This is a genomic window from Azospirillum sp. UENF 211521 (assembly GCF_058780535.1).
In genome coordinates, this window is sequence record NZ_JBSNCF010000002.1 from 1,264,847 (window position 1) to 1,285,382 (window position 20,536).

The 20,536-nt window shown below is 69.3% G+C and carries 20 protein-coding genes; 7 read left to right on the forward strand and 13 right to left on the reverse strand.

Annotated features, from left to right (window positions below):
- The first annotated feature begins 61 nt into the window (after window positions 1-61).
- Entirely contained in the window at window positions 62-844 is a 783-nt protein-coding gene (locus tag ACWPN5_RS22525) for an NAD(P)H-dependent oxidoreductase (protein WP_145681050.1), read from the forward strand.
- Window positions 845-850: 6 nt separating this feature from the next.
- Here the strand turns inward: ACWPN5_RS22525 and ACWPN5_RS22530 are convergent, their stop codons facing one another.
- Both ACWPN5_RS22530 and ACWPN5_RS22535 read right to left on the reverse strand, forming a co-directional pair.
- Entirely contained in the window at window positions 851-1,303 is a 453-nt protein-coding gene (locus ACWPN5_RS22530) for a DMT family transporter (protein WP_492297459.1), read from the reverse strand.
- Window positions 1,304-1,382: 79 nt separating this feature from the next.
- Entirely contained in the window at window positions 1,383-2,084 is a 702-nt protein-coding gene (locus tag ACWPN5_RS22535) for an AraC family transcriptional regulator (RefSeq protein WP_492297461.1), read from the reverse strand.
- Between the two features lie 122 nt (window positions 2,085-2,206).
- Here ACWPN5_RS22535 and ACWPN5_RS22540 point away from each other — a divergent pair, with 122 nt between their 5' ends.
- Together ACWPN5_RS22540 and ACWPN5_RS22545 are read left to right on the forward strand one after the other, a co-directional pair.
- Entirely contained in the window at window positions 2,207-3,826 is a 1,620-nt protein-coding gene (locus ACWPN5_RS22540) for an ABC-F family ATP-binding cassette domain-containing protein (RefSeq protein WP_137141802.1), read from the forward strand.
- 121 nt (window positions 3,827-3,947) lie between these two features.
- On the forward strand, window positions 3,948-4,160 hold the full coding sequence (locus ACWPN5_RS22545; protein WP_040135042.1) for a hypothetical protein: 213 nt from the start codon (window positions 3,948-3,950) through the stop codon (window positions 4,158-4,160).
- A 43-nt stretch (window positions 4,161-4,203) separates the two neighbouring features.
- Here the strand turns inward: ACWPN5_RS22545 and ACWPN5_RS22550 are convergent, their stop codons facing one another.
- The 5 genes from ACWPN5_RS22550 to ACWPN5_RS22570 form a co-directional block, all read right to left on the reverse strand.
- Window positions 4,204-5,292 carry a TRAP transporter substrate-binding protein gene (locus ACWPN5_RS22550; RefSeq protein ID WP_145681053.1) on the reverse strand — a complete coding sequence of 363 codons (1,089 nt, stop codon included), beginning with the start codon at window positions 5,290-5,292 and terminating at the stop codon, window positions 4,204-4,206.
- 144 nt (window positions 5,293-5,436) lie between these two features.
- Window positions 5,437-6,576, reverse strand: coding sequence for a hydrogenase formation protein HypD (gene hypD / locus ACWPN5_RS22555; RefSeq protein WP_492297463.1), 1,140 nt, complete (start codon window positions 6,574-6,576; stop codon window positions 5,437-5,439).
- Between the two features lie 125 nt (window positions 6,577-6,701).
- A complete protein-coding gene (locus ACWPN5_RS22560; protein ID WP_492297464.1) occupies window positions 6,702-7,343 on the reverse strand; it encodes an SH3 domain-containing protein in 642 nt (213 codons plus the stop codon).
- Window positions 7,344-7,439: 96 nt separating this feature from the next.
- The gene (locus tag ACWPN5_RS22565; RefSeq protein ID WP_492297466.1) at window positions 7,440-9,389 is read right to left on the reverse strand and encodes a M1 family metallopeptidase; all 1,950 of its coding nucleotides are present in this window, start codon (window positions 9,387-9,389) and stop codon (window positions 7,440-7,442) included.
- Window positions 9,390-9,444: 55 nt separating this feature from the next.
- The gene (locus ACWPN5_RS22570) at window positions 9,445-10,083 is read right to left on the reverse strand and encodes a gamma-glutamylcyclotransferase (protein WP_492297468.1); all 639 of its coding nucleotides are present in this window, start codon (window positions 10,081-10,083) and stop codon (window positions 9,445-9,447) included.
- Window positions 10,084-10,191: 108 nt separating this feature from the next.
- Here ACWPN5_RS22570 and ACWPN5_RS22575 point away from each other — a divergent pair, with 108 nt between their 5' ends.
- Entirely contained in the window at window positions 10,192-11,205 is a 1,014-nt protein-coding gene (locus tag ACWPN5_RS22575) for a DUF2125 domain-containing protein (RefSeq protein ID WP_492297470.1), read from the forward strand.
- Window positions 11,206-11,347: 142 nt separating this feature from the next.
- Here the strand turns inward: ACWPN5_RS22575 and ACWPN5_RS22580 are convergent, their stop codons facing one another.
- The 5 genes from ACWPN5_RS22580 to ACWPN5_RS22600 all read right to left on the reverse strand — a co-directional run bounded on the left by ACWPN5_RS22580 (window position 11,348) and on the right by ACWPN5_RS22600 (window position 15,986).
- A complete protein-coding gene (locus ACWPN5_RS22580; protein WP_492297472.1) occupies window positions 11,348-12,607 on the reverse strand; it encodes a M16 family metallopeptidase in 1,260 nt (419 codons plus the stop codon).
- Between the two features lie 124 nt (window positions 12,608-12,731).
- Window positions 12,732-12,899 carry a hypothetical protein gene (locus ACWPN5_RS22585; protein WP_186464732.1) on the reverse strand — a complete coding sequence of 56 codons (168 nt, stop codon included), beginning with the start codon at window positions 12,897-12,899 and terminating at the stop codon, window positions 12,732-12,734.
- 112 nt (window positions 12,900-13,011) lie between these two features.
- Window positions 13,012-13,782: a hypothetical protein gene (locus tag ACWPN5_RS22590; protein WP_014197641.1), complete on the reverse strand. Its 771-nt coding sequence runs from the start codon at window positions 13,780-13,782 to the stop codon at window positions 13,012-13,014.
- Window positions 13,783-13,827: 45 nt separating this feature from the next.
- A complete protein-coding gene (locus ACWPN5_RS22595) occupies window positions 13,828-14,253 on the reverse strand; it encodes a DUF350 domain-containing protein (protein ID WP_014197642.1) in 426 nt (141 codons plus the stop codon).
- Window positions 14,254-14,291: 38 nt separating this feature from the next.
- Window positions 14,292-15,986, reverse strand: a complete 1,695-nt coding sequence (locus ACWPN5_RS22600) for a DUF2491 family protein (RefSeq protein ID WP_492297475.1) — start codon at window positions 15,984-15,986, stop codon at window positions 14,292-14,294.
- Window positions 15,987-16,441: 455 nt separating this feature from the next.
- Here ACWPN5_RS22600 and acnB point away from each other — a divergent pair, with 455 nt between their 5' ends.
- From acnB to ACWPN5_RS22615, 3 genes are all read left to right on the forward strand, one after another.
- Window positions 16,442-19,027, forward strand: a complete 2,586-nt coding sequence (acnB, locus tag ACWPN5_RS22605; protein WP_492297477.1) for a bifunctional aconitate hydratase 2/2-methylisocitrate dehydratase — start codon at window positions 16,442-16,444, stop codon at window positions 19,025-19,027.
- A 103-nt stretch (window positions 19,028-19,130) separates the two neighbouring features.
- Window positions 19,131-19,370, forward strand: a complete 240-nt coding sequence (locus tag ACWPN5_RS22610; protein WP_145681064.1) for a hypothetical protein — start codon at window positions 19,131-19,133, stop codon at window positions 19,368-19,370.
- On the forward strand, window positions 19,351-19,686 hold the full coding sequence (locus tag ACWPN5_RS22615; protein WP_145681065.1) for a type II toxin-antitoxin system PemK/MazF family toxin: 336 nt from the start codon (window positions 19,351-19,353) through the stop codon (window positions 19,684-19,686). The genes ACWPN5_RS22610 and ACWPN5_RS22615 overlap by 20 nt, the downstream gene beginning before the upstream one ends.
- A 68-nt stretch (window positions 19,687-19,754) precedes the next feature.
- Here the strand turns inward: ACWPN5_RS22615 and ACWPN5_RS22620 are convergent, their stop codons facing one another.
- A complete protein-coding gene (locus ACWPN5_RS22620) occupies window positions 19,755-20,531 on the reverse strand; it encodes an AraC family transcriptional regulator (protein WP_200479708.1) in 777 nt (258 codons plus the stop codon).
- Window positions 20,532-20,536: the final 5 nt, after the last annotated feature.

Below are 20,536 nucleotides of genomic sequence, written 5' to 3' on the forward strand. Positions count from 1 at the left end.
CGGATCAATCTCCACCCGCATAGCGTGAGGCGCAAGCCTTTCAAGCGAACAGGTGCCTGTGATGAACGTGCTTATCGTTTTCGCCCACCCCGACCCGCGCTCCCTCAACGCCGCCCTGCGCGACGCCGCCGTCGCGGAGCTGGAGGCGCAGGGCCACACGGTGCGGGTCTCCGACCTCTACGCCATGAACTGGAAGACAACGGTGGATCACGCCGACTTCCCCAGCCTCGGCGAGGGGGAGCGCCTGAAGGTGGCCGCCGCCTCCGGCGCCGCCTTCGCCGCCGATGCGCTGACCGGCGATGTGAAGGCCGAGCAGGAAAAACTGCTGTGGGCCGACGCGCTGATCCTGCAATTCCCGCTCTGGTGGTTCACCATGCCGGCAATCCTCAAGGGCTGGGTCGACCGCGTCTACGCCTACGGCCTCGCCTATGGCGTGGGCGAGCACAGCGACCGCCGCTGGGGCGACCGCTACGGCGAGGGCCGCTTCGCCGGCAAGCGCGCCATGCTGGTGGTGACGACGGGCGGCTGGGCTGAGCATTACGCGCCGCGCGGCATCAACGGCCCGATCGACGACCTGCTGTTCCCGATCAACCACGGCATCCTGCATTACCCCGGCTACGACGTGCTGCCGCCCTTCGTGGCCTACCGGGTGGACCGCTTCGACGAGACCGGCTTCGCGCGGGCGGCGGAGCAATTGCGGGAGCGGATGCGGACGCTGGAGACGACGGCGCCGATCCCCTTCCGCCGCCAGAACGGCGGCGACTACGCGATCCCCAGCCTCGAACTCCGCCCCGATCTGGAAGCCCCCGGCGCGTCCGGCTTCGCCCTGCACCGCACCGCCTGAGGGCGCTTACAGCCGGATCAGGACGACGCCGAGGATCAGGGAGGCCGCCCCGGCGAGCCGGGTCGGGCTGATCGGCTGCTGCGGCAGCCCAAGCAGGCCGACATGGTCGAAGACGAGCGAGCCGAGCATCTGGCCGACCACGATCAGCGCCAGCACGGTCGCCGCCCCCAGGCGGGGCACCATCAGGATGGCCGTCCCGATGAACAGCGCCCCGAACAGCCCGCCGGTCCAGGTGACCCACGACCCCGCCCCGCTCACCGCTTCGGCGAGGCGGGGTCCGGGCGCGAAGAGCGCCACCGCCAGCATCGCCAGCATGCCGACGACGTAGCTGACGAAGCCCGCCCACCAGGGCGAACCGAGGTCGGCCCTGAGATTGGCGTTGAGGACCTGCTGCAACGCGACGCTGACCCCGGCGCCGACGACCAGGAGGTACGAGGCGGCGGACACTGCGATGGACATGCCATGCTCCCAAGATTGGCTGTGGGTGAATGCCGGATGGGTAGCAGGCGGCGCGGCGGCGGTCTGGTACGGATGTGACCTACCCGGCCCGGTAGCGGCCCGGCGTCACGCCGAAGGCACGGCGGAAGCAGCGCCCCAGATGGCTCTGGTCGGTGAATCCGGTGTCCGCCGCGACTGCGGCGATGGGCTCCCCGGCGCGGAGCAGCAACCGCGCCTCGTTCAGCCGCTCCTGAAGCCCGAAGGCGTGGGGTGGGACGCCATGGTGCTTGCGGAACCGGCGAGAATAACCCTCGCGGCTCATCCCGGCGCGGCGGGCCGCGTCGCCGACGCTGCCCCACGCCTCGCCTCCCGTGAACGCGGATGCGGGCTCCACCCCGGTCCCGATGGAGTGACGATGGTCCTCGGCGATCCGCGTCAGGTCGGGCCAGCCCAGCCCGCCCGTCCTCCGCCAATGCCGGGCCAGCGCGGCAATCGCCTCCGGCGCGGCGTGGAGGCCGGGTCGCGTGTAGAGGTTGACGCAGACGACCTCGTCCGCCCCGCACAGCGAGCGGTGCGGCGTTCCCGCCGGGATGTGCACACCCTCGCCGGGGCCGGCCTCGCGCCGTTCGCCCGCGATGACGAAGCGCCGCCGCCCCGCCAGGACGAAGGTCAGCTGATCCTCGCGATGGAAATGCACCGGCAGGGCCACGTCGAGCCCACGCACGGTGCCCAGTTCGACGATGCCGCCGCCGCCACTGCCGGTGGGGCGCCAATAGTCCCAAACCTGCGGCGGACGCCCCATCACACGGTCTCCGGGTTGTGATTTTCGCATGGCGCCGATCTGGACTCCATCGCACCGCACATCCTGTGGCATAAGTGCCCCCGCCACGCCATGGGAACAACGCCGCAGGAACGCAACCGCACATGATCCGCTTCGACAACATCAGCAAGCAGAATGGTCACCGAATCCTCTTCCTCGAAGCATCGGCGGCGTTGAACCGGGGCGAAAAGATCGGGTTGGTCGGTCCCAACGGGGCGGGCAAGACGACGCTGTTCCGCATGATCACCGGCGAGGATTTGCCGGACACCGGCCAGGTGGCGATCGAGAAGCAGGCGACCATCGGCTACTTCAACCAGGACGTCGGCGAGATGTCCGGCCGCTCCGCCGTCGCCGAGGTGATGGACGGCGCCGGCCCGGTCAGCACCGTCGCCGCGGAGCTGGCCGAGCTGGAAGCCGCCATGGCCGACCCCGACCGCGCCGACGAGATGGACGCCATCATCGAGCGCTACGGCGAGGTCCAGGCCCGCTTCGACGAGCTGGGCGGCTATGAGCTGGAGGGCAAGGCGCGCGAAGTGCTGGCCGGCCTCAGCTTCAGCCAGGAGATGATGGACATGGACGTCGGCATGCTGTCCGGCGGCTGGAAGATGCGCGTGGCGCTGGCCCGCATCCTGCTGATGCGCCCCGAGGTCATGCTCCTCGACGAGCCGAGCAACCATCTGGACATCGAAAGCCTGATCTGGCTGGAAGGCTTCCTGAAGGGCTTCGAGGGCGCCCTGCTGATGACCTCGCACGACCGCGAGTTCATGAACCGCATCGTCAACAAGATCATTGAGATCGACAGCGGGTCGCTGACCAGCTACTCCGGCGACTACGGCTTCTACGAGCGCCAGCGGGCGCTGCGCGAGAAGCAGCAGGAGGCGCAGTTCGAGCGCCAGCAGGCCATGCTGGCCAAGGAGCTGAAGTTCATCGAGCGCTTCAAGGCCCGCGCCTCGCACGCCAGCCAGGTCCAGAGCCGGGTGAAGAAGCTCGACAAGATCGAGCGGTTCGAGCCGCCCAAGCGCCGCCAGATCGTCACCTTCGACTTCCCGCCGGCCCCGCGCTCCGGCGACGACGTCGCGGTGCTGAAGAACGTGCACAAGGGCTATGGCAGCCGGACCATTTACGAAGGGCTGGACCTGACGATCCGCCGCAAGGAGCGCTGGTGCGTCATGGGCGTCAACGGCGCCGGCAAGTCGACGCTGCTGAAGCTGGTGGCCGGCGCGACCGAACCGGACAACGGCACCGTCACGGTCGGCGGCAGCGTGCGCATGGGCTATTTCTCCCAGCACGCCATGGATCTGCTCGACGGCGACAAGACCATCTTCGAATCGCTGGAGACCTCCTTCCCGCAGGCGAGCCAGGGAGCGTTGCGCGCGCTCGCCGGCTGCTTCGGCTTCTCCGGCGACGATGTGGAGAAGAAGTGCCGCGTGCTGTCCGGCGGCGAGAAGGCCCGGCTGGTCATGGCGATCATGCTGTTCAACCCGCCCAACTTCCTGGTGCTGGACGAGCCAACCAACCACCTCGACCTCGACACCAAGCAGATGCTGATCTCGGCGCTGGGCGCCTATGAGGGCACCATGCTGTTCGTCTCGCACGACCGGCATTTCCTGGCCGCCCTGTCGAACCGGGTGCTGGAGCTGACTCCGGAGGGCATCCACCAGTATGGCGGCGGCTACACCGAGTATGTGGCGAGCACCGGGCAGGAGGCGCCGGGCATTCACTGAGGCCGTCCCGCCGGAGCGGGAACGCGTGCAGCGCAACAAGCGGCTTGCGCGGGCCGCCCCCTCCATGGAAACTCGTGCCCGTGTCGTTCGGGCTGGGTTGCGCAACCATGGAGATTTTGGAATGGCTGGGTACGACAACGCCGACGGCCCCGCGGGGCTGGTCATCCGCCTGATCGACACCGCGGTGAAGGCCCTGGACGAGATGTCCGACGCCGCGGGCGAGATCGCGCCGGACGTCGGCACTCTGACCGACACGCTGGTCGCCGCCCAGCGCATCGCCGACCGCGCGTCGCAGGATCTGCAACGCCTGTCCCAGAAACTGGCCGCCCAGTAGCGGCCGAAACGGTGCGGCGCCGCAGCGCCGCACCGATCCTCCTTTACCGACGCTGCCCGGCGGTGAAGGCGAAGTTGTCGAAGCTGTTCTCGGCGACGCGGAACCACAGGTATTCCTCGTCGCGGAACTTCTTCCACGGCTCGTAGATCTTGGCGAACTTCGGGTTGTTCTTGGCCGTCTCGTCGTACAGCTCGTAGGCCGCCTTGTAGCAGGCCTCCATCACCTCGCGCGGGAAGGGACGGAGCTGGGCGCCGCCGGCCACCAGACGCTTCAGGGCGGCGGGGTTGTCGGCGTCGTACTTGGCGTTCATGATCGCCAGCGCCTCGAAGCAGGCCGCTTCCAGGGCCGCCTGATAGGGCTTCGGCAGTTCCTCCCACTTCTGCTGGTTGACCAGCAGCGAGACGTTCAGCCCGCCTTCCCACCAGCCGGGGTAGTAGTAGTACTTGGCGACCTTGTTGAAGCCGAGCTTCTCGTCGTCGTAGGGGCCGATCCACTCGGCGGCGTCGATGGTGCCCTTTTCCAGCGACGGGTAGATGTCGCCGCCGGCGATCTGCTGCGGCACGACGCCCAGCTTGGTCAACACCTGCCCGGCGAAGCCGCCGATGCGGAACTTCAGACCGCTGAGGTCCTGAACCGTCTTGATCTCCTTGCGGAACCAGCCGCCCATCTGGGTGCCGGTGTTGCCCGCCGGGAAGTTGACGACGTTGTAGCCCTTGAAGAACTCGCGCAGCAGCTCCATGCCGCCGCCCTGGAGGATCCAGGCGTTCTGCTGGCGGGCGTTCAGGCCGAACGGCACCGTCGCGTCGAAGGTGAAGGTCGGGTCCTTGCCGACATAGTAATAGCTGGCGGTGTGGCCGCACTCGACCGTGCCGTTCTGCACGGCGTCGAGAACCTGGAGGCCGGGAACGATCTCACCCGATGCGAAGGGCCGGATCGTGAACTTGTTGTCGGTGATGGCGGCGACGCGACGGGCGATCACGTCGGCGGCGCCGTAGATGGTGTCCAGGCTCTTCGGGAAGCTGGAGGCGAGGCGCCAATGCACTTCCGGCGTGCTCTGCGCGATGGCCGGAGCGGCAAGGGTGCTGGCCGCGACGCCGACACCGGCGCTGGCAAGGAATGAACGGCGTTTCATACGGGAAGTCCCCTCCTGTTCTTTTGTTCAGGAACGAACCTATCAGCGTCTTTCGAGCCCCCGCAAAAGGTTAGCCGTGCAATGGGCGAATGGCTTCCCCGACGAAATATGTCGTGACAAATGGTCCGTGGTTGAAACTGTTGATTACGACACTGCCAACCGGTGGTCGCGGAAGCGCCCATACGTGTAATGGGCGGCGCAGCCCCCTTCCGCCGACACCATGCAGGAGCCCATCGGGTTCTCCGGCGTGCAGACGGTGCCGAACAGCTTGCAATCGCTGGGCTTCTTCACCCCGCGCAGGATGTCGCCGCACTCGCAGCCCTTGTGATCGGGCACCGCGCGGCCCGGCACGGCGAAGCGCCGCTCCGCGTCGAAGGCGGCGAATTTTTCCTTCAACCGCAGGCCGCTGTCGGGAAGCGCGCCGAGGCCCCGCCATTCGAAGCTGGACCGCACGTCGAAGGTGTCGGCGACGAGCCGCTGGGCCTTCCGGTTGCCCTCCGGGGTCACCGCGCGGGTGAACTGGTTCTCCACCACCGCCCGCCCCTCGTTCACCTGACGGATCAGCATCAGGATGGCCTGGAGCACGTCCAGCGGCTCGAACCCGGCGATCACCACCGGCGTGCCGTAGTCCTCCGCCACGAACGCGTAGGGTTGGCTGCCGATGACCACGGAGACGTGGGCCGGGCCGACGACACCATCGAGCGCCAGCGCGCCCGTCTCCTGCACCTCCCGGCTGTCCATGATGCCCCGGATGGCCGCGGGGGTCAGGACGTGGTTGCAGAAGACGCTGAAATTCCTGAGGCCCTTGGCCTTGGCGGCGTGGACGGCCACCGCGGTCGGCGGCGTGGTCGTCTCGAAGCCGATGGCCAGAAAGACGACCTCGCGGTCCGGGTTCTCCTCGGCGATGCGCAGGGCGTCCATGGTGGACAGCACCATGCGTACGTCCGCCCCCTCGGCCTTCGCCTTCAGCAGGCTGACCCGCCCCGAACCCGGCACGCGCAGCACGTCGCCGTAGGTGCACAGGATCACGCCGGGCTGGCGGGCGATGGCGATAGCGTCGTCGATCCGCCCCACCGGCAGGACGCAGACCGGGCAGCCCGGCCCGTGGATCATCCGCACGTTGTCCGGCAGCAGGTCTGGGATGCCGTAGCGGGACACCGCGTGGGTGTGGCCGCCGCAGAACTCCATCAGATGATAGGTCCGCCCGGTCGCCGCCTCCCGCGCGATGGCGGCGGCGATGCCGCGGGCCAGCGCCGCGTCCCGGAATTCATCGATGTATTTCATCGCACCCGCCCCTTCGGCCTGCCGTCACGGCATTTGGACAGCGGCGGCAGGCGCTGGCGTTGATGCGGATCAAGAATGGGGCTTGCGGGGGGACGTCGTCACAACGCCCCCGCCGCGAAGCCTTCTTACTTGGAGGCGCCCATCATGGGCAGCGACAGCTCCGGCCCCCGCCCCGAATCCTCGATGGCGATGGCGGAAGAGCCGGGAGAGCCCAGCGCGACGCTGACTGGCCGCCCGTTGTTGTGATTCTTCCACATCTCGTAGAGCGCCAGCGCCGCGTAGATCTTGGCCTCGCGGCTGGTGTTGTAGAGCCATTCCTGGGTCGGGATGACGCGCAGCGCGCCGTTGCCCGACTGCTCCACCTTCTCCGCGAAGCGGTAGCCGAGCTGGTTGTTGATCCCGGCCAGCAGCCCGTCGAAGCCCGAGGAGATCCGCCCGAACCCGGCGTCCGACGCCGCGGACGACGCGCCGCCGAGCGTGCTCGGCGTCTGCCGCTTCACGAGGTCGCCGAAGACCCAGCCCTCCTCACCGGTGCGCATGGAGCGCACGCCGATCCAGTTGCCCTCCTGCTTCAGTTCGATCACCTCGTCGCCGCGGGTGACCGTGGAACGGACCGAGGCGTTGTCGGACGGGGCCGCGCGTAGGTTGACCTTCTCGCCGGTCACCGTGTGGATGTCGCCGGAGGCCGCCGCCGCGGGCAGCGCCAGCGCCGCCGCCAAGCCGAGGCCGGCCAGGGTTCCGAGGATGGTCTTCGTCATCCGAGACATGTGCATTCTCCCGCAGGACGCGCGCATCGCGCGCCGTTTCCCCTACAACAGGCAAAGGCGGGGTATGCTCCATGGACAGAGGACGGGCGGGCGGAACTACTCGAAAGACACACGCAGGGGGCTGTCGCCAGCGGGCCAGACGCCGCGGTCCACGGCGCGTGCCCCCTCGAAGACCAGCCAGCTCTGCCGACCGTAATGGGGCAATGGGCGCAGCAGCGCCTGCAACGCCGCCGCGTCGTCCGCGGCCACCGCCAGCAGCGGGCGGCCCTGCGGGGTCCGCGCGGTCCACACCCGCGCCGTGCCGCGCCCCTTGAGGCTGTCCGGAACCGCTGGCAGGCCGAGCCGGGCCAACAGCCGGTCGACCTCCCCCGCCGTTCCGATCACGGCGAGCGGAGCGGTGGGATCGGCGCGGTCCGCGGCGGCAATGCGCGGTTTGCCGTCGGCCAGACGCTCTGACAGCGCGCGGGCGGCCTCGGCGGGCGGGCCGTCGGCGGTGGCGATGACGGTGGTGGCCGCGTGGTCCAGCGTCACGTCGCGCAGGGTCGGCGGCGCCTCCCCCGGCGCCAGACGGCGGAACAGGGCGAAGCCGGGATCGACCGCGAGCGCCCGCGGCGCGGCGGCGATCGGGATCGTCACTGTCTTTTCGCGTCCGTCAAGGCGGATGGTGTGATGCTCCGTCCCCACCGTTGTCCGCACCTCCACCGGCACGGTCAGGCCATAGGCCGGCTCGCCCTGGCGCAGGGTCAGCGCCACACCGTCGCCGTCAGCCTTCGCTCCCGCCAGTTCCAGCGTCGGCGCCCCCGCGCGGGTCAGCCATTGTTCGAAGAAGGCTTTGAGGTCCCGCCCGGACCCGGCCTCAAAGGCGCGGCGCAGGTCGTCCCACCCCGCGTCCTGAAAGCGCTTGTCCTCCCAGAAGCGGCGGATGCCCGCGTCGAAGGCGTCCGCCCCGATCTCGGCGCGCAGCATATGGAACAGCATCGCCGCCTTGCCGTAGCCGACGATCTGGGCGGCGTCATGGACCTTGGCGCGGAAGTCGGTCAGGGCGGAATCGCGCTCCGCCGGAAGGGCGGCATAGTCGCGCAGCCAGTCCAGCCGCATGGCCCGCGCCGCGTCCTCCCCGCGCGCCTCCGCCGCCGCGTAGTCGGCCATGAAGGTGGTCAGCCCCTCCGACCAGTTGCCGGGCCAGTTGCCGTCCCCGCCGACGCGCACGCCGTTGCCCCACCAGTTGTGCAGGATCTCGTGGGGCAGCGACTGGGCGCGGATGAAGGGCAGCGGCATCACTTGCCGCCCGATGTAGGTCAGGCCGGGGAAGCCCAGCCCAACCGGCAGCGGCGCTGACAGGATGGCGAAACCGGCGAAGGGATAGGCGCCGATCCGCGCCGCCTGTGCGTCGATGGTCCGGGCGCTGAGGTCCAGATACTCGTCGGCCAGCGCGGCCTGCTCCGGGTGGAAGTAAGTGCGCAGGCGAAGACCATTGTGCATCCGTTCCGTCACCTGCCACGCCCCGGCGAAGAGCGACGGTTCCTCGACGCTGCGGTCCTCGGCGAAGGTCGCGGCGTAGCCCGCACCGTCGCGCGTCTCCTCCACCAGACGTCCGGTCGCCACCGCGACGAAGGGCGCCGGCACCCGGACCGACAGACGCCAGGACGGCGGCGCCTCCGCGCCGCTTTCGGGGGTTGGAATCCAGCCGGTGCCGGAGGGCAGATAGGCGCCCTCCGCTCCACCGCCCCCGCCTCGCGACTCCGGTGTCAGGGGCGGCAGAGTCCCGGCGTAGCGCAGGCGAAGCTCGCCGCCCCCCTCCGGCACGGTGACCGGCAGGGCGTTGCCGCGCACCGTGACCGATTTGCCGTCGAGCAACGCTTCCCCCACCGTCAACCCCGGCGCCAGCAGCAGCCGGTGCGTCCCGGCGGGCAAACGCAGCCGGTCCTCCACGTCCAGCCGCCGCGCGGCGGGGTCGAGCGTGACGGTCAGGTCATGATGCAGGCCGGCGGCCCAGCCGGGCGCGGCGGCGAGAATGCCCAGAAGAGCGAGGAGGAGGGTGCGCATGGCCCAGCAATATAAGGCTTGGGCTGCGCCGCGCCAGCGCTTGCCCCTGTCCCCGTCACCCCATCCGCGCGCGCACCGCCGTCAGCAGGCTGCACAGCCCGCGATCATGGATGCCGATGGCCTCCAGATGGGCGACCGTGTTGGCGAGATAGTCCAGGTTCGGGCCGCGCTCGCCGCGGCAGCAGGCGATGCGCTCGGCCATCGCGGTCTCGTCCATGCAGCCGCAATATTGCCGGTGGCGGCGGTCCACCACGAAGGTGCAGGCGGTGACCGGCGCGCCGCCGTCGCGCGGGCGCACCGGCAGCAGCTTGGGACGGTAGACGCGGTTCAGCATCTCCCGGTCCCACAGATAGTCCAGCGTCTCCGGCACCCGCTCCGCCGCCACGCGGAAGACGATGCCCCGGCAGGAGCCGCCGCGGTCCAGCCCGAGCACCAGACCGGGCCGCTCCGGCGTGCCGCGGTAGCGGTGGGAGGACACACAGAAGCGGCGGTGATAGCCGCCCAGCACCGCCGGATGACGCTCGAGAAAGGGAAACTCCGGGTTCCACATCAGCGAGCCGTAGGCGAAGACCCAGAGGTCGGCGCCGGGCGTCACGACGATGTCGGCGGACCAGGAAGAGGCGGCGTATGCCGGACGCTGCGTCGGTGCGGTGACCGGAAGCTCGGCAACAGGCGATTGCGTATCGAGCAGCATGACCCTTAAGTAATGCAGCGTGCGCCGACTGGTGGCGACACGGTGAATGCTAGCACGGCCCCTGGCCGCCCGCTATAAGGTGGGTGCCACAAAACGGAAATGCCACAGATGCGCGTTCGGAAGATCTTGGGCTTCGCCGTTCTCGCCCTGGCCCTGCTGGCCGGCGCCTATTCGGTGTGGTGGTGGCAGGCCGCGTCGGCGGTGGAGCGCGGCGTGCTCGCCTGGATGGACGAGCAGCGGGCGGCCGGCGCCGTGGTGGCCCATGGCGGGCTGAGCGTCGGCGGCTATCCCTTGACCATCCGCGCCGCGCTGGAGGCGCCGCACCTCGCCACCCGCGACGTGGAATGGCGGGGCGCCCGGCTGGTGGCGGAAGCGCCGCCCTGGAACCACACGCACATCGCCTTGTCCTTGCCCGGCGAGCAAAGGGTGACGGTGGTGCAGGCGAACCAGCCGCCCTTCACGCTGGTCGCCCGTGACGGCGGCCGGGGGCATGTCGGCCTCACCCTGACCGGCCAGCCGGTGGAGGCGCGGCTCGCCTTCACCAACCTCGTGGCGCAGCCCGAGGCCATGCCCGTTCCCATCGCCGCTTTGGACCTGACCGCCACCCAGCCGTCCGAGCCGCCGGCCAGCCACACCGACACCGGCCTGTCCGTCACGCTGGACGCGCGCGGCGCCACCCTGCCCGATGGCGCGCCGGATTCGCTGGGCCGTGAGGTGCAGCGTGTCCTGCTCACCGCGCGCATCCTCGGCCAACCACCGAAGCCGGAGCCGGTCAGCCTGTCGGCCTGGAGCCGCGACGGCGGCACGCTCCAGCTCGACGGGCTGAATGTGGAGTGGGGACCGTTGAAGCTGGCGATGAACGGCACGCTGGCGCTCGACGCCGCCTTGCAGCCGCAGGCCGCGCTGACCGCGGAGGTGCGCGGGTATCAGGCGGTGCTGGACGCGCTCCAGGGCATGTTCCGGCCCAAGGAGCTGGCGATGGCCCGCACGATGCTGGGCTTGCTGGCCCGCCCCACCGGGCCGAACGGCGAGCCGGTACTGACCGCTCCGGTCACCGTGCAGAACCGCGGGCTGTTCCTGGGGCCGTTGAAGGTCGCGGCGCTGCCGGCGGTGGTCTGGTAGAGGCGACGTCTTGCCCCCACCCTTCCCACGCTGCGCGTGGGCCCCTTCCCTCCCCCGCTTCGCAGGAGAGGGACCAAATCCCCTCCCCTGCGTCAGCGGGGGAGGGTTTAGGGAGGGGGCAAAGCGTCGGTGAACAACAACCTCACGCCGCCTGCAGCATCCCCTGCATGTCCTCGTAGGACGGCAGATGGTCCAGCTTGCCGACCGCCGACACCGCCATCGGGCCGGCGAAGACGCGGTTGGCCGCCGCCGCCACAGCCTCCGGCGTCACGGCGTCGATCCGCTCGAAGATCTGCTCAATGGTCCGCACCTCGCCGGTGCGCAGCAGGGTGCGGGCGAAGCGGTCGGCGCGGCGCATGGTCGATTCCAGCGACTTGCCGACCGAGAAGCGCATCTGCTCCTTCGACCGTTCCAGCTCCACCGCGGTCACGCCGTCGCGGGCCTTGCGCAGCTCCTCGAAGAAGACCGGCACCAGTTCCGCCACCTCCTCCGGCCCGGTGCCGGCGTAGAAGCTGAGCGCGCCGCCGTCCGAGTATTGGATGGGCGCCGCGTAGACCGAATAGACCAGCCCGCGCTTCTCGCGGATCTCCTGGAACAGGCGCGAGGTCATGCCGCCGCCCAGGATGTTGGCAAGGTGGCGCAGCGCGTAGCTCGCCGAATCCTCGGTGCCGACGCCGGGGAAGGCCGCCATGAAATGCACCTGCTCGGCGTCGCGCTTCAGCAGCGCCGCCCCGCCCTTGTTGACGACCGTCTCCTGGAAGGGGTCGTCCTTGACGGTCAGATGGCCGAACAGCGCCTCCGCCCGGCGCACCACGGTGCCGTGATCGACGTTACCGGACACCACATAGACCATGCGGCGCGGGTCGTAATGGGACACGTAATCGAACAGATGCTCCCGCCCAAAGCCCGCGACGTTCTCCTTCGGGCCAAGGATCGGGCGGCCCAGCGCCTGCCCGTCGAAGGCGGTGCGGCGCAACGCCTCGTAGACCACGTCCTCCGGCTCGTCGGCGTAGCGGCCGATCTCCTGGATGACCACGCCGCGTTCCTTCTCGACCTCCTCCTCCGGAAAGACGGAGTTGAGGACGATGTCGCCGATGATCTCGCAGGAGACGTCGACGTGCTTGGCCGCCATCTGCGTGTAATAGGCGGTGACGTCGTAGTCCGTGTAGGCGTTGAACTCGCCGCCGCGGTTCTCGATCTCCAGCGCGATGCCCAGCGCGTCGCGGCTTTTCGTTCCCTTGAAGATCATGTGCTCCAGGAAATGGGCGATGCCGTTCACCGCCGGCCGTTCGTTGCGCGCCCCAACGCCGACCCAGACGCCGCTGGTCACCGTGCCGAGATGCGGCAGGTGGTCCGTCAGCACGCGGAATCCGTTGGCGAGGGTGGTCAGTTGGATCGTCACACAGGGTCTCCTGGTTGGGCACGGGATCGCCCGGAACATCGGGGGCGTTGCATTGACGTGGGGCGCCGTCCGCGCAGGAACAACGCTCCGCGTTCTGGGGTCAAGGTCGGGGTGAGACGCGCCGTCAACCGCGCGGCGGGGCCAAGGCGGCGCTGAGGGCGCGGCGGTTGCGGTGCGCGCGCATCAGCAGCGGCGCCGGAACGTTGCCCGGCACCTGCAGGCGACCGCCCGGCAGCAGCCGGACGCCGTGCCGTTCCAGTTCGTTCAACAGCTCCGCCATAGACCGACGCATGGCTTCCTCCAGCGAGCAGAGTTTCACTGCTCGCATCATGGCGGAGAAATTCAATAGGATCGATATGGCTCATCCTATCTCACCGATAGGGTGAGCCTATTCATCCCGCCGTTCAATGCCGGCTTTTCAGGGAGGCGAGACGGTCCGACAGGCTGCTCGGCGCCGGCTTCGCCCCCGTGGCGGCGTCGAGCGCGGCCTTGATGTTCGGATCGTCCTCTTCCGGCTTGGACGGCTTCAGCAGGCGGGCCTTGGCGCTGGACGCCTCCGCCTGGGCGAGGTCGCGGGCCGCCGCGTCCTGCATCGCCTTCAGCGCCGTGCCGAGGCTGGAGGTGGCGCCGCTCAGCCCCGCCGCCTGCCGGGCCGCCTCCGCCCGCTGCTCGGCCATGTCGCGCTGCTGGGCGGCGCGCCCCATGTCCCGCTCGGCCCGCTGCAACGCGCTGCGGGCGGCCTTCAGCTTGCCGCCGGCCTCGGCGTAGGTCGTCTCCAGCATGGTCAGGAACTCGCGCGCGTCCACGGCGTCCTGCTCCTCCCGGTCGATGTCCGGAGCCATCTGCTCCAGCATCCCCACCAGCGTCTCCAGGCTCTTTTCGAGCTGGGCCTTGCGGCCGGCGTCGGCTTCCGACTCCATCTGGCGCTGCAGATGCTCGGCGGCGGCCATGCGCTGGCGCGACAGCTGGAGGATGGCGTCGGCCTCCTTCTGCTCCTTCTCATAGGCCGCACGGGCCTGGGCGACCTGAAGGCCGAGGCTGTCCAGATGCTCTTCCATCGTGCGCAGTTCGGCCTCCGTCGCGGCCTTCGGGTCCCAGCGGACCAGGGCCTCCACCGCCGACTGGACGGCCTGATCGGTCTTCACCCCGACGAGGTTGCGGATGAACGAGATCATGGTTGCGGTTCCTCTCAGTTTGGGCGGGCCTGTTCGAACGGGTCTTCAGCCCGCCATGGCTCCGGCGTTCAGCAGCGCGACGGCGATCTGGAGGCCGGCCAGCGCCGTGCCCGCCGCGACGTTGCCGGATTCGATCATCGTGCGCAGGTCGCGGAACAGCCAGATGGCGATCAGGAAGGTAATCAATTGCAGCACCAGCGCAACGGCTCCCCAGATCAGGATGTCCGCCAGGACGAGGCTGGTCGCCAGCGTCGCCGCCAACGGGATCGCCAGAGCCACCATCGTGCCGCCCAGCACCACGCCGGCGGCCTGGTTGCCGCTCGCCAGCAGCTCGCGCTCGTGCAGCGGCGTGACCGCGACGTAGACGGCCACCCCGATCAGGAACAGAGCCAGGGTCGCTCCGAAATGCAGAAGCAGCAGCGGCAGGCCGGATTCGAGACCCTGCAGGATTTGCGCGACGCTGGTGTCCATGGTGTCTTCCGTAGGGGCTGGCGGGATCAGGTGGAAACTCAGGAGAGGGAGAGCGAGGCGGGGTTGACGTCGATGCCGGCGCGGACCTCCACCCACGCCTCGCCGCCGTCCTCCACCGCCGCGACCAGCACATATTCTGCGCGGGGCGCGGGGTCGGCGGCGCCGGTGGGAGCCGCGTAGAGCATGGCGGTTACGCGGCGGGTGCGGCTGCCGCGGTGGTCGGTCAGAGTCTCGTCGAAGGTGACGGGGGCGATGCGGGACGCGCCGGGCGACCATTGCCGCCCGTACAGCTTGCCGTCCTTGGTCTGGAACTGCGGATAGCCGATCATCCCGTCGCCAGGGTCCAGCCAGAAGCCCCACTCGTCGTTGTCGGTGGGGTGCACCTCGTCCAGCACGGAGAACCAGCGGCATTCGTCCGGCGCGCCCCCGGCCCCCAGATGAAGCTGGTAGAAACCATTCCCGTCCGGAAGATAGAGACGGTGCAGCGTCACGCCGCCGCCCGTCAGCGTGCCGACGGCCGCCACGCTGACCATCGAGCCGGCGCCCTCCGGGGCGGTGGCCTTGATCGCGCCGCCGCCCAGCAGGAAGGGTGTGGGATCGGGCGTCAGCGTCATGCCGACACGGAACAGCGAGGGTTGGTAGGACGCGCCGGTGGCCTTGGCCTTCACGATGCCGGCAGCGGTGCTGGCGGCGGCGCCCCAGGGTGAACGGGTCATGGCGGAACCTCCGGATCGGGAGCCCGACGAGCGGCGGCGCAGGAGGGTCACCGCCGCCACCATCCCCCCGACGAGGACAATCAGAAGAATCAGGGTGCCCAAACCGCCCCCGCCGCCGGAGGACTGCTCCGGGGCGGACGGCGTCTCCGGCGCGGCCTGCGCGACGTCCCGCGGGATGTCGGGCGGCAGATAGTTGGGGTCGCGCGGCCGGTCCTCCTGCGCGCGCAGGCGGGTGTCGAGATCGTCCAGGCGCTGGCGCAGGTCGGGGTCGCCCTGCGCGCGCCGTTCCGCCTCCGCGCGCCACTCCGCGTAGCCGGGGTCGCCCTGGTGGTTGTGGAACCAGTCGGCGTAGCCGGGGCGCGACAGGTTGTCGAGCAGGAACCACAGGAACAGCCCGTTCCACAGCCCGAAGCTGGAACGGCCGCCGGAGGCCCAGCCCGGCGCACGCCAGCCGCCGTACCAGCCGCCCGGACCATAGCCGCCGGTGCGCCGCTGCCCCCAGCCCGCACCGGAACCCGACCCCCAGCCGCCGCCCTGCCATCCCCCTCCGCCCCAGCCGGACCCGGACCCGGAACGGGGCGGCGGCGCGGCGACCGGCGGGGTGCGTTCCCGCTGTTGCTGTTGCTGCTGTTGCGCCCGGTAGCGGTCCAGCGCCTCGCCGCTCGACCGCCGCGACACGCCCAGATCGCCGCCGCCGGACGGCGACCCGCCGGGCAAGCCATAGGACGGCCCGCTCTGAGGACGGCTGTAGCCGCCGCTGCCGGTGGACGGCGTGCGCGAGGGAGCGGAGCGGGTGGAGAAGGACGGGGTGCGCACGGCCGGGCGGCTGTATCCCCCGCTGGAGCTTCGGCCCCCACCGGCCCGCGCCTCGACCGCCTGCGGCCAGAGCAGCGCGGCGGTGGCCGCGGCCAGCCCGGCGGGCACCGCCGCGGACGTGGCGGCGGGCAGCGGTTGCAGCGGCGCCAGCGCCAGAAGGACGCTGAGGAGCCGGGCGATGATCCGGTGTCGAAAGGGCATGGAGCCTGGGGGCATGAGGCCTGCGCGGTGCCGTGGATGCCGGCCAGAACACCCTACATGCCCAATTGTTCACCATCAACCTCCGCGCCGGCCAACCTTCTCGCGGCGGGTCAGACATGGTGATGCGGCGGCCTGCGCAGAAACCCCGCCGCCGCGTTCATTGCAGAAACCATGAGGAATTCAGGAAATCGCCGCCCCTCCACAGGGTCGGCGGGAGCAAGTTGTAATACCACTTCTATGGCCGGCGCCTGAAAACGTGTCGCAGGCGGAGCGTTGACTTGACGACTCCCAAGGCCGCGACGTAAGACATCTCCGTTCCGCGGAAGTTCCTTCCGGAATGGTAGGACCAGCGGCGTGGCAAGACGCCGCAAGGGCAAAAAGCCGGGTCCGCGAGCGCGCCCCTGGGTCGGGGAATCGGACGACTGTTGAGCAACCTTGGATGAGAGGACCGCACCGTGCTTGAAGCTTACCGCCAGCATGTCGCTGAGCGTGCCGCGCTCGGAATTCCCGCCCTGCCGCTTTCGGCCAAGCAGACCGAGGAGCTGGTCGACCTTCTCCTGAACCCGCCGCAGGGCGAGGAAGCCTTCCTGGTCGACCTCATCACGCACCGCGTCCCGGCGGGCGTCGACGACGCCGCCAAGGTCAAGGCCGCCTTCCTGGCCTCGCTCGCCAAGGGCAACGAGACCTCGCCGCTGATCTCCAAGGTCAAGGCGACGGAGTTGCTGGGCACCATGCTCGGCGGCTTCAACATCAAGCCGCTGATCGACCTGCTGGGCGACGCCGAGTGCGGCGAGGCCGCCGCCGCCGGTCTGAAGACCACGCTGCTGATGTTCGACTACTTCCACGACGTCAAGGAACTGGCCGACAAGGGCAACGCCAACGCCAAGGCGGTGATCCAGTCCTGGGCCGACGCCGAGTGGTTCACCTCGCGCCCCGAGGTCCCGGCCAGCCTGACGCTGACCATCTTCAAGGTGTCGGGCGAGACCAACACCGACGACCTGTCCCCGGCCCCGGACGCCTGGTCGCGCCCGGACATCCCGCTGCACGCGCTCGCCATGCTGAAGAACCCGCGCCCCGGCATCGTGCCGGAGGAAGCCGGCGTTCGCGGCCCGATCAAGCAGCTTGAGGATCTGAAGGCCAAGGGCAACCTCGTCGCCTATGTCGGCGACGTGGTCGGCACCGGCTCCTCGCGCAAGTCGGCCACCAATTCCGTGCTGTGGTGGACGGGCGAGGACATCCCCTACGTCCCGAACAAGCGCTTCGGCGGCGTCTGCCTGGGCTCCAAGATTGCCCCGATCTTCTACAACACCATGGAAGACGCCGGCGCCCTGCCGATCGAGCTCGACGTCTCGCAGATGGAGACGGGCGACACGGTCGAGCTGCGCCCCTACGAGGGCAAGGCGCTGAAGAACGGCGCGGTGATCGCCGAGTTCACCGTCAAGTCCGACGTGATCTTCGACGAGGTGCGCGCCGGCGGCCGCATCCCGCTGATCATCGGCCGCGGCCTGACCGCCCGTGCCCGTGAGGCGCTGGGCCTCGCCCCGTCGACCCTGTTCCGCCTGCCGTCCTCCCCGGTCGACAGCGGCAGGGGCTTCACGCTCGCCCAAAAGATGGTCGGCCGCGCGGTCGGCTTGGCCGAGGGCCAGGGCGTGCGTCCGGGCACCTATTGCGAGCCGAAGATGACCACGGTCGGCTCGCAGGACACCACCGGCCCGATGACCCGCGACGAACTGAAGGATCTGGCCTGCCTCGGCTTCTCCGCCGATCTGGTCATGCAGTCCTTCTGCCACACCGCGGCCTATCCGAAGCTGGTGGACGTCAAGACCCACCGCGAGCTGCCGACCTTCATCTCGACCCGCGGCGGCGTCGCGCTGCGTCCGGGCGACGGCGTGATCCACTCCTGGCTGAACCGCCTGCTGATGCCCGACACCGTCGGCACCGGCGGCGACAGCCACACCCGCTTCCCCATCGGCATCAGCTTCCCCGCCGGCTCGGGCCTCGTCGCCTTCGCCGCGGCCACCGGCGTCATGCCGCTGGACATGCCGGAATCGGTGCTGGTCCGCTTCAAGGGCGCGCTGCAGCCGGGCGTCACGCTGCGTGACCTCGTCAACGCGATCCCGCTCTACGCCATCCGCCAGGGCCTGCTGACGGTGGAGAAGAAGGGCAAGAAGAACATCTTCTCCGGCCGCATCCTGGAGATCGAGGGTCTGCCCGAGCTGAAGGTGGAGCAGGCGTTCGAACTGTCCGACGCCTCGGCCGAACGCTCCGCCGCCGCCTGCACCGTCCGGCTCAACAAGGAGCCGATCATCGAGTACATGCGCTCCAACATCACCCTGATGAAGTGGATGATCGCCAACGAGTACGAGGACGCCCGTACGCTCGGCCGCCGCATCAAGGCGATGGAGGACTGGATCGCCAACCCGTCGCTGCTGGAGCCGGACGCCGACGCCGAGTACGCCGCCGTGATAGAGATCGATCTGGCCGACATCAAGGAGCCGATCGTCGCCTGCCCGAACGACCCGGACGACGTGAAGCTGCTGTCGGAGGTTGCCGGCGACAAGATCGACGAGGTCTTCATCGGCTCCTGCATGACCAACATCGGCCACTTCCGCGCCGCCGGAAAGATCCTGGACGGGAAGACCGACATCCCGACCCGCCTGTGGATCGCCCCGCCGACCAAGATGGACGCCCAGATCCTGACCGAGGAAGGCTATTACGGCGTTCTCGGCAAGTCGGGTGCCCGCATGGAGATGCCCGGCTGTTCGCTGTGCATGGGCAACCAGGCGCAGATCCGCAAGGGCTCGACGGCCATCTCGACCTCGACCCGCAACTTCCCGAACCGCCTGGGCATCGACACCCGCGTCTATCTCGGCTCCGCCGAGCTGTCCGCCGTCGCCGCCCTGCTGGGCAAGCTGCCGACCCCGGCCGAGTATCTGGAGCAGGTGAGCGTCGTCAACCAGAAGGCCGGCGACATCTACCGCTACATGAACTTCGACCAGATCAAGGAGTTCCAGGACGTGGCCGACACGGTCGCCGCCTGATCCGCCTGCACCTCTTCCCCTCCTCTCGCGCAAGCGGGGGGAGGCCGGGAGGGGATATCCACAAACGGTAGCCGGCCGGCGATCCCTGCGGTAGACTGTCTCCATGAGAGCCACCATCGACCGCATTGAAGCCGGCCGCCTGCTTCCTCCGGACGACCTCAAGCGCCTCGGCCTGTCTCCGCGGCGTCTACTGCGTGTTGTCCTTGAGACCGTCGACGATGAGGACGACATCTCAATCACCGAGATGAACGCCAAGGGCGGCGCCTTCAACCATCTTGCCGACGAACCCGACCTCTACTCCGACACCGACCTCATCGAACGCAATGAAGATTTCGTTCGGTGACGTGCTGCTTGCGCGCTTTCCTTACACCGACTTGACCGGCGACAAGCGTCGCCCGGTTCTGGTGCTCTCCGCCAACAACGACGGAGAAGACATCGTCGTCTGTGCCATCACGTCACGCCCACACACCGGCCCCTACGACATTCCGGTTGCCCCAACCGCTGACAATGGCCTCAAAAGTCTGTCGCGCGTTCAATTCGACAAGGTTGCGACGCTCGAACGCAGCATTGTCGCCGGCCGCCTCGGCAGGCTTCCGGAAGTGTTCATGAATGACCACAAGTCCCTTTTCTTCACGCTGTTCGGCTTCCAACAAGGGTAAGCACGCTTCCTGTGCGGCATGGCTTCGGCCCAAAGCCCGTCTTTCCGGACGCAACCGCTCTTTCCCAGTCAACCAGCCCCCGCCAGATACGCCCTCGGCGACGCCCCCAGCGTCCGCTTGAACATCGTCGTGAAGGCCGCCGGATTGTCGTAGCCGAGGTCCAGCGCCACCGTCGTCACCGGCACCCCCGCGACCAGCCGAGGCAGGGCGGACACCAGGCACGCCTGCTGGCGCCATTCCACGAAGCTCAGCCCCGTTTCGCGTCGGAACAGCCGCGTGAAGTTGCGGCGGCTCATGCCCAGACCGTCGCTCCAGTCCTCGATCGTCGCCTGGATCGTCGGTTCCTGGAGGAACCGCCGGCAGCGCTCCGCCAGGGCGGCGTGGGCGGGAAAGGGCAGCGACAGCGGCTCCACCGGCAGACGGCGCATCTCGTGCAAAAGCAACGCCATCACCGCGCCGTCGTGACTCTCCGGGTCGTAGTCCACCGGCACGTCGATCGCCCGCCCGATCAGGCTGCGGAAGAAGGGCGACAGCGCCAGCACCTCGCAGCGGCCCGGCATGGTGTCGGCCAGCGCGGGAGCCAGATAGAGGCTCTGCGTCATCACCATCCCGATCATCCGGACCTCGTGCGGGACGCCCGGCGGAATCCACAGCCCGCAATGGGGCGGCATCACCCAACGCCCCTGGGCGGTGGACAGCAGCAGCGTTCCCGTCGCCCCGGACAGCAACTGGCCGCGCCGATGCGTGTGGGCTGCCAGCACGGTGCCGTCCGCATGATCCTGTCCCAGGGTGATCAGCGGGCGGGGCGACTCCTCGACCGTCTCGATGCGCAGGTTCCGGACCATGGCCC

Bases quoted from the DNA above. Each gene is read 5' to 3' on its own strand.
- ACWPN5_RS22615 (WP_145681065.1), top strand. From the start codon at position 19,351: ATGAAGATTTCGTTCGGTGACGTGCTGCTTGCGCGCTTTCCTTACACC.
- ACWPN5_RS22585 (WP_186464732.1), bottom strand. From the start codon at position 12,899: ATGCGTCGGTCTATGGCGGAGCTGTTGAACGAACTGGAACGGCACGGC.
- ACWPN5_RS22575 (WP_492297470.1), top strand. From the start codon at position 10,192: ATGCGCGTTCGGAAGATCTTGGGCTTCGCCGTTCTCGCCCTGGCCCTG.
- ACWPN5_RS22610 (WP_145681064.1), top strand. From the start codon at position 19,131: ATGAGAGCCACCATCGACCGCATTGAAGCCGGCCGCCTGCTTCCTCCG.
- ACWPN5_RS22545 (WP_040135042.1), top strand. From the start codon at position 3,948: ATGGCTGGGTACGACAACGCCGACGGCCCCGCGGGGCTGGTCATCCGC.
- ACWPN5_RS22550 (WP_145681053.1), bottom strand. From the start codon at position 5,292: ATGAAACGCCGTTCATTCCTTGCCAGCGCCGGTGTCGGCGTCGCGGCC.
- ACWPN5_RS22565 (WP_492297466.1), bottom strand. From the start codon at position 9,389: ATGCGCACCCTCCTCCTCGCTCTTCTGGGCATTCTCGCCGCCGCGCCC.
- hypD (WP_492297463.1), bottom strand. From the start codon at position 6,576: ATGAAATACATCGATGAATTCCGGGACGCGGCGCTGGCCCGCGGCATC.
- ACWPN5_RS22540 (WP_137141802.1), top strand. From the start codon at position 2,207: ATGATCCGCTTCGACAACATCAGCAAGCAGAATGGTCACCGAATCCTC.
- ACWPN5_RS22535 (WP_492297461.1), bottom strand. From the start codon at position 2,084: ATGGGGCGTCCGCCGCAGGTTTGGGACTATTGGCGCCCCACCGGCAGT.
- ACWPN5_RS22570 (WP_492297468.1), bottom strand. From the start codon at position 10,083: ATGCTGCTCGATACGCAATCGCCTGTTGCCGAGCTTCCGGTCACCGCA.
- ACWPN5_RS22590 (WP_014197641.1), bottom strand. From the start codon at position 13,782: ATGATCTCGTTCATCCGCAACCTCGTCGGGGTGAAGACCGATCAGGCC.
- ACWPN5_RS22525 (WP_145681050.1), top strand. From the start codon at position 62: ATGAACGTGCTTATCGTTTTCGCCCACCCCGACCCGCGCTCCCTCAAC.
- ACWPN5_RS22620 (WP_200479708.1), bottom strand. From the start codon at position 20,531: ATGGTCCGGAACCTGCGCATCGAGACGGTCGAGGAGTCGCCCCGCCCG.
- ACWPN5_RS22600 (WP_492297475.1), bottom strand. From the start codon at position 15,986: ATGCCCTTTCGACACCGGATCATCGCCCGGCTCCTCAGCGTCCTTCTG.
- ACWPN5_RS22560 (WP_492297464.1), bottom strand. From the start codon at position 7,343: ATGTCTCGGATGACGAAGACCATCCTCGGAACCCTGGCCGGCCTCGGC.
- ACWPN5_RS22530 (WP_492297459.1), bottom strand. From the start codon at position 1,303: ATGTCCATCGCAGTGTCCGCCGCCTCGTACCTCCTGGTCGTCGGCGCC.
- ACWPN5_RS22595 (WP_014197642.1), bottom strand. From the start codon at position 14,253: ATGGACACCAGCGTCGCGCAAATCCTGCAGGGTCTCGAATCCGGCCTG.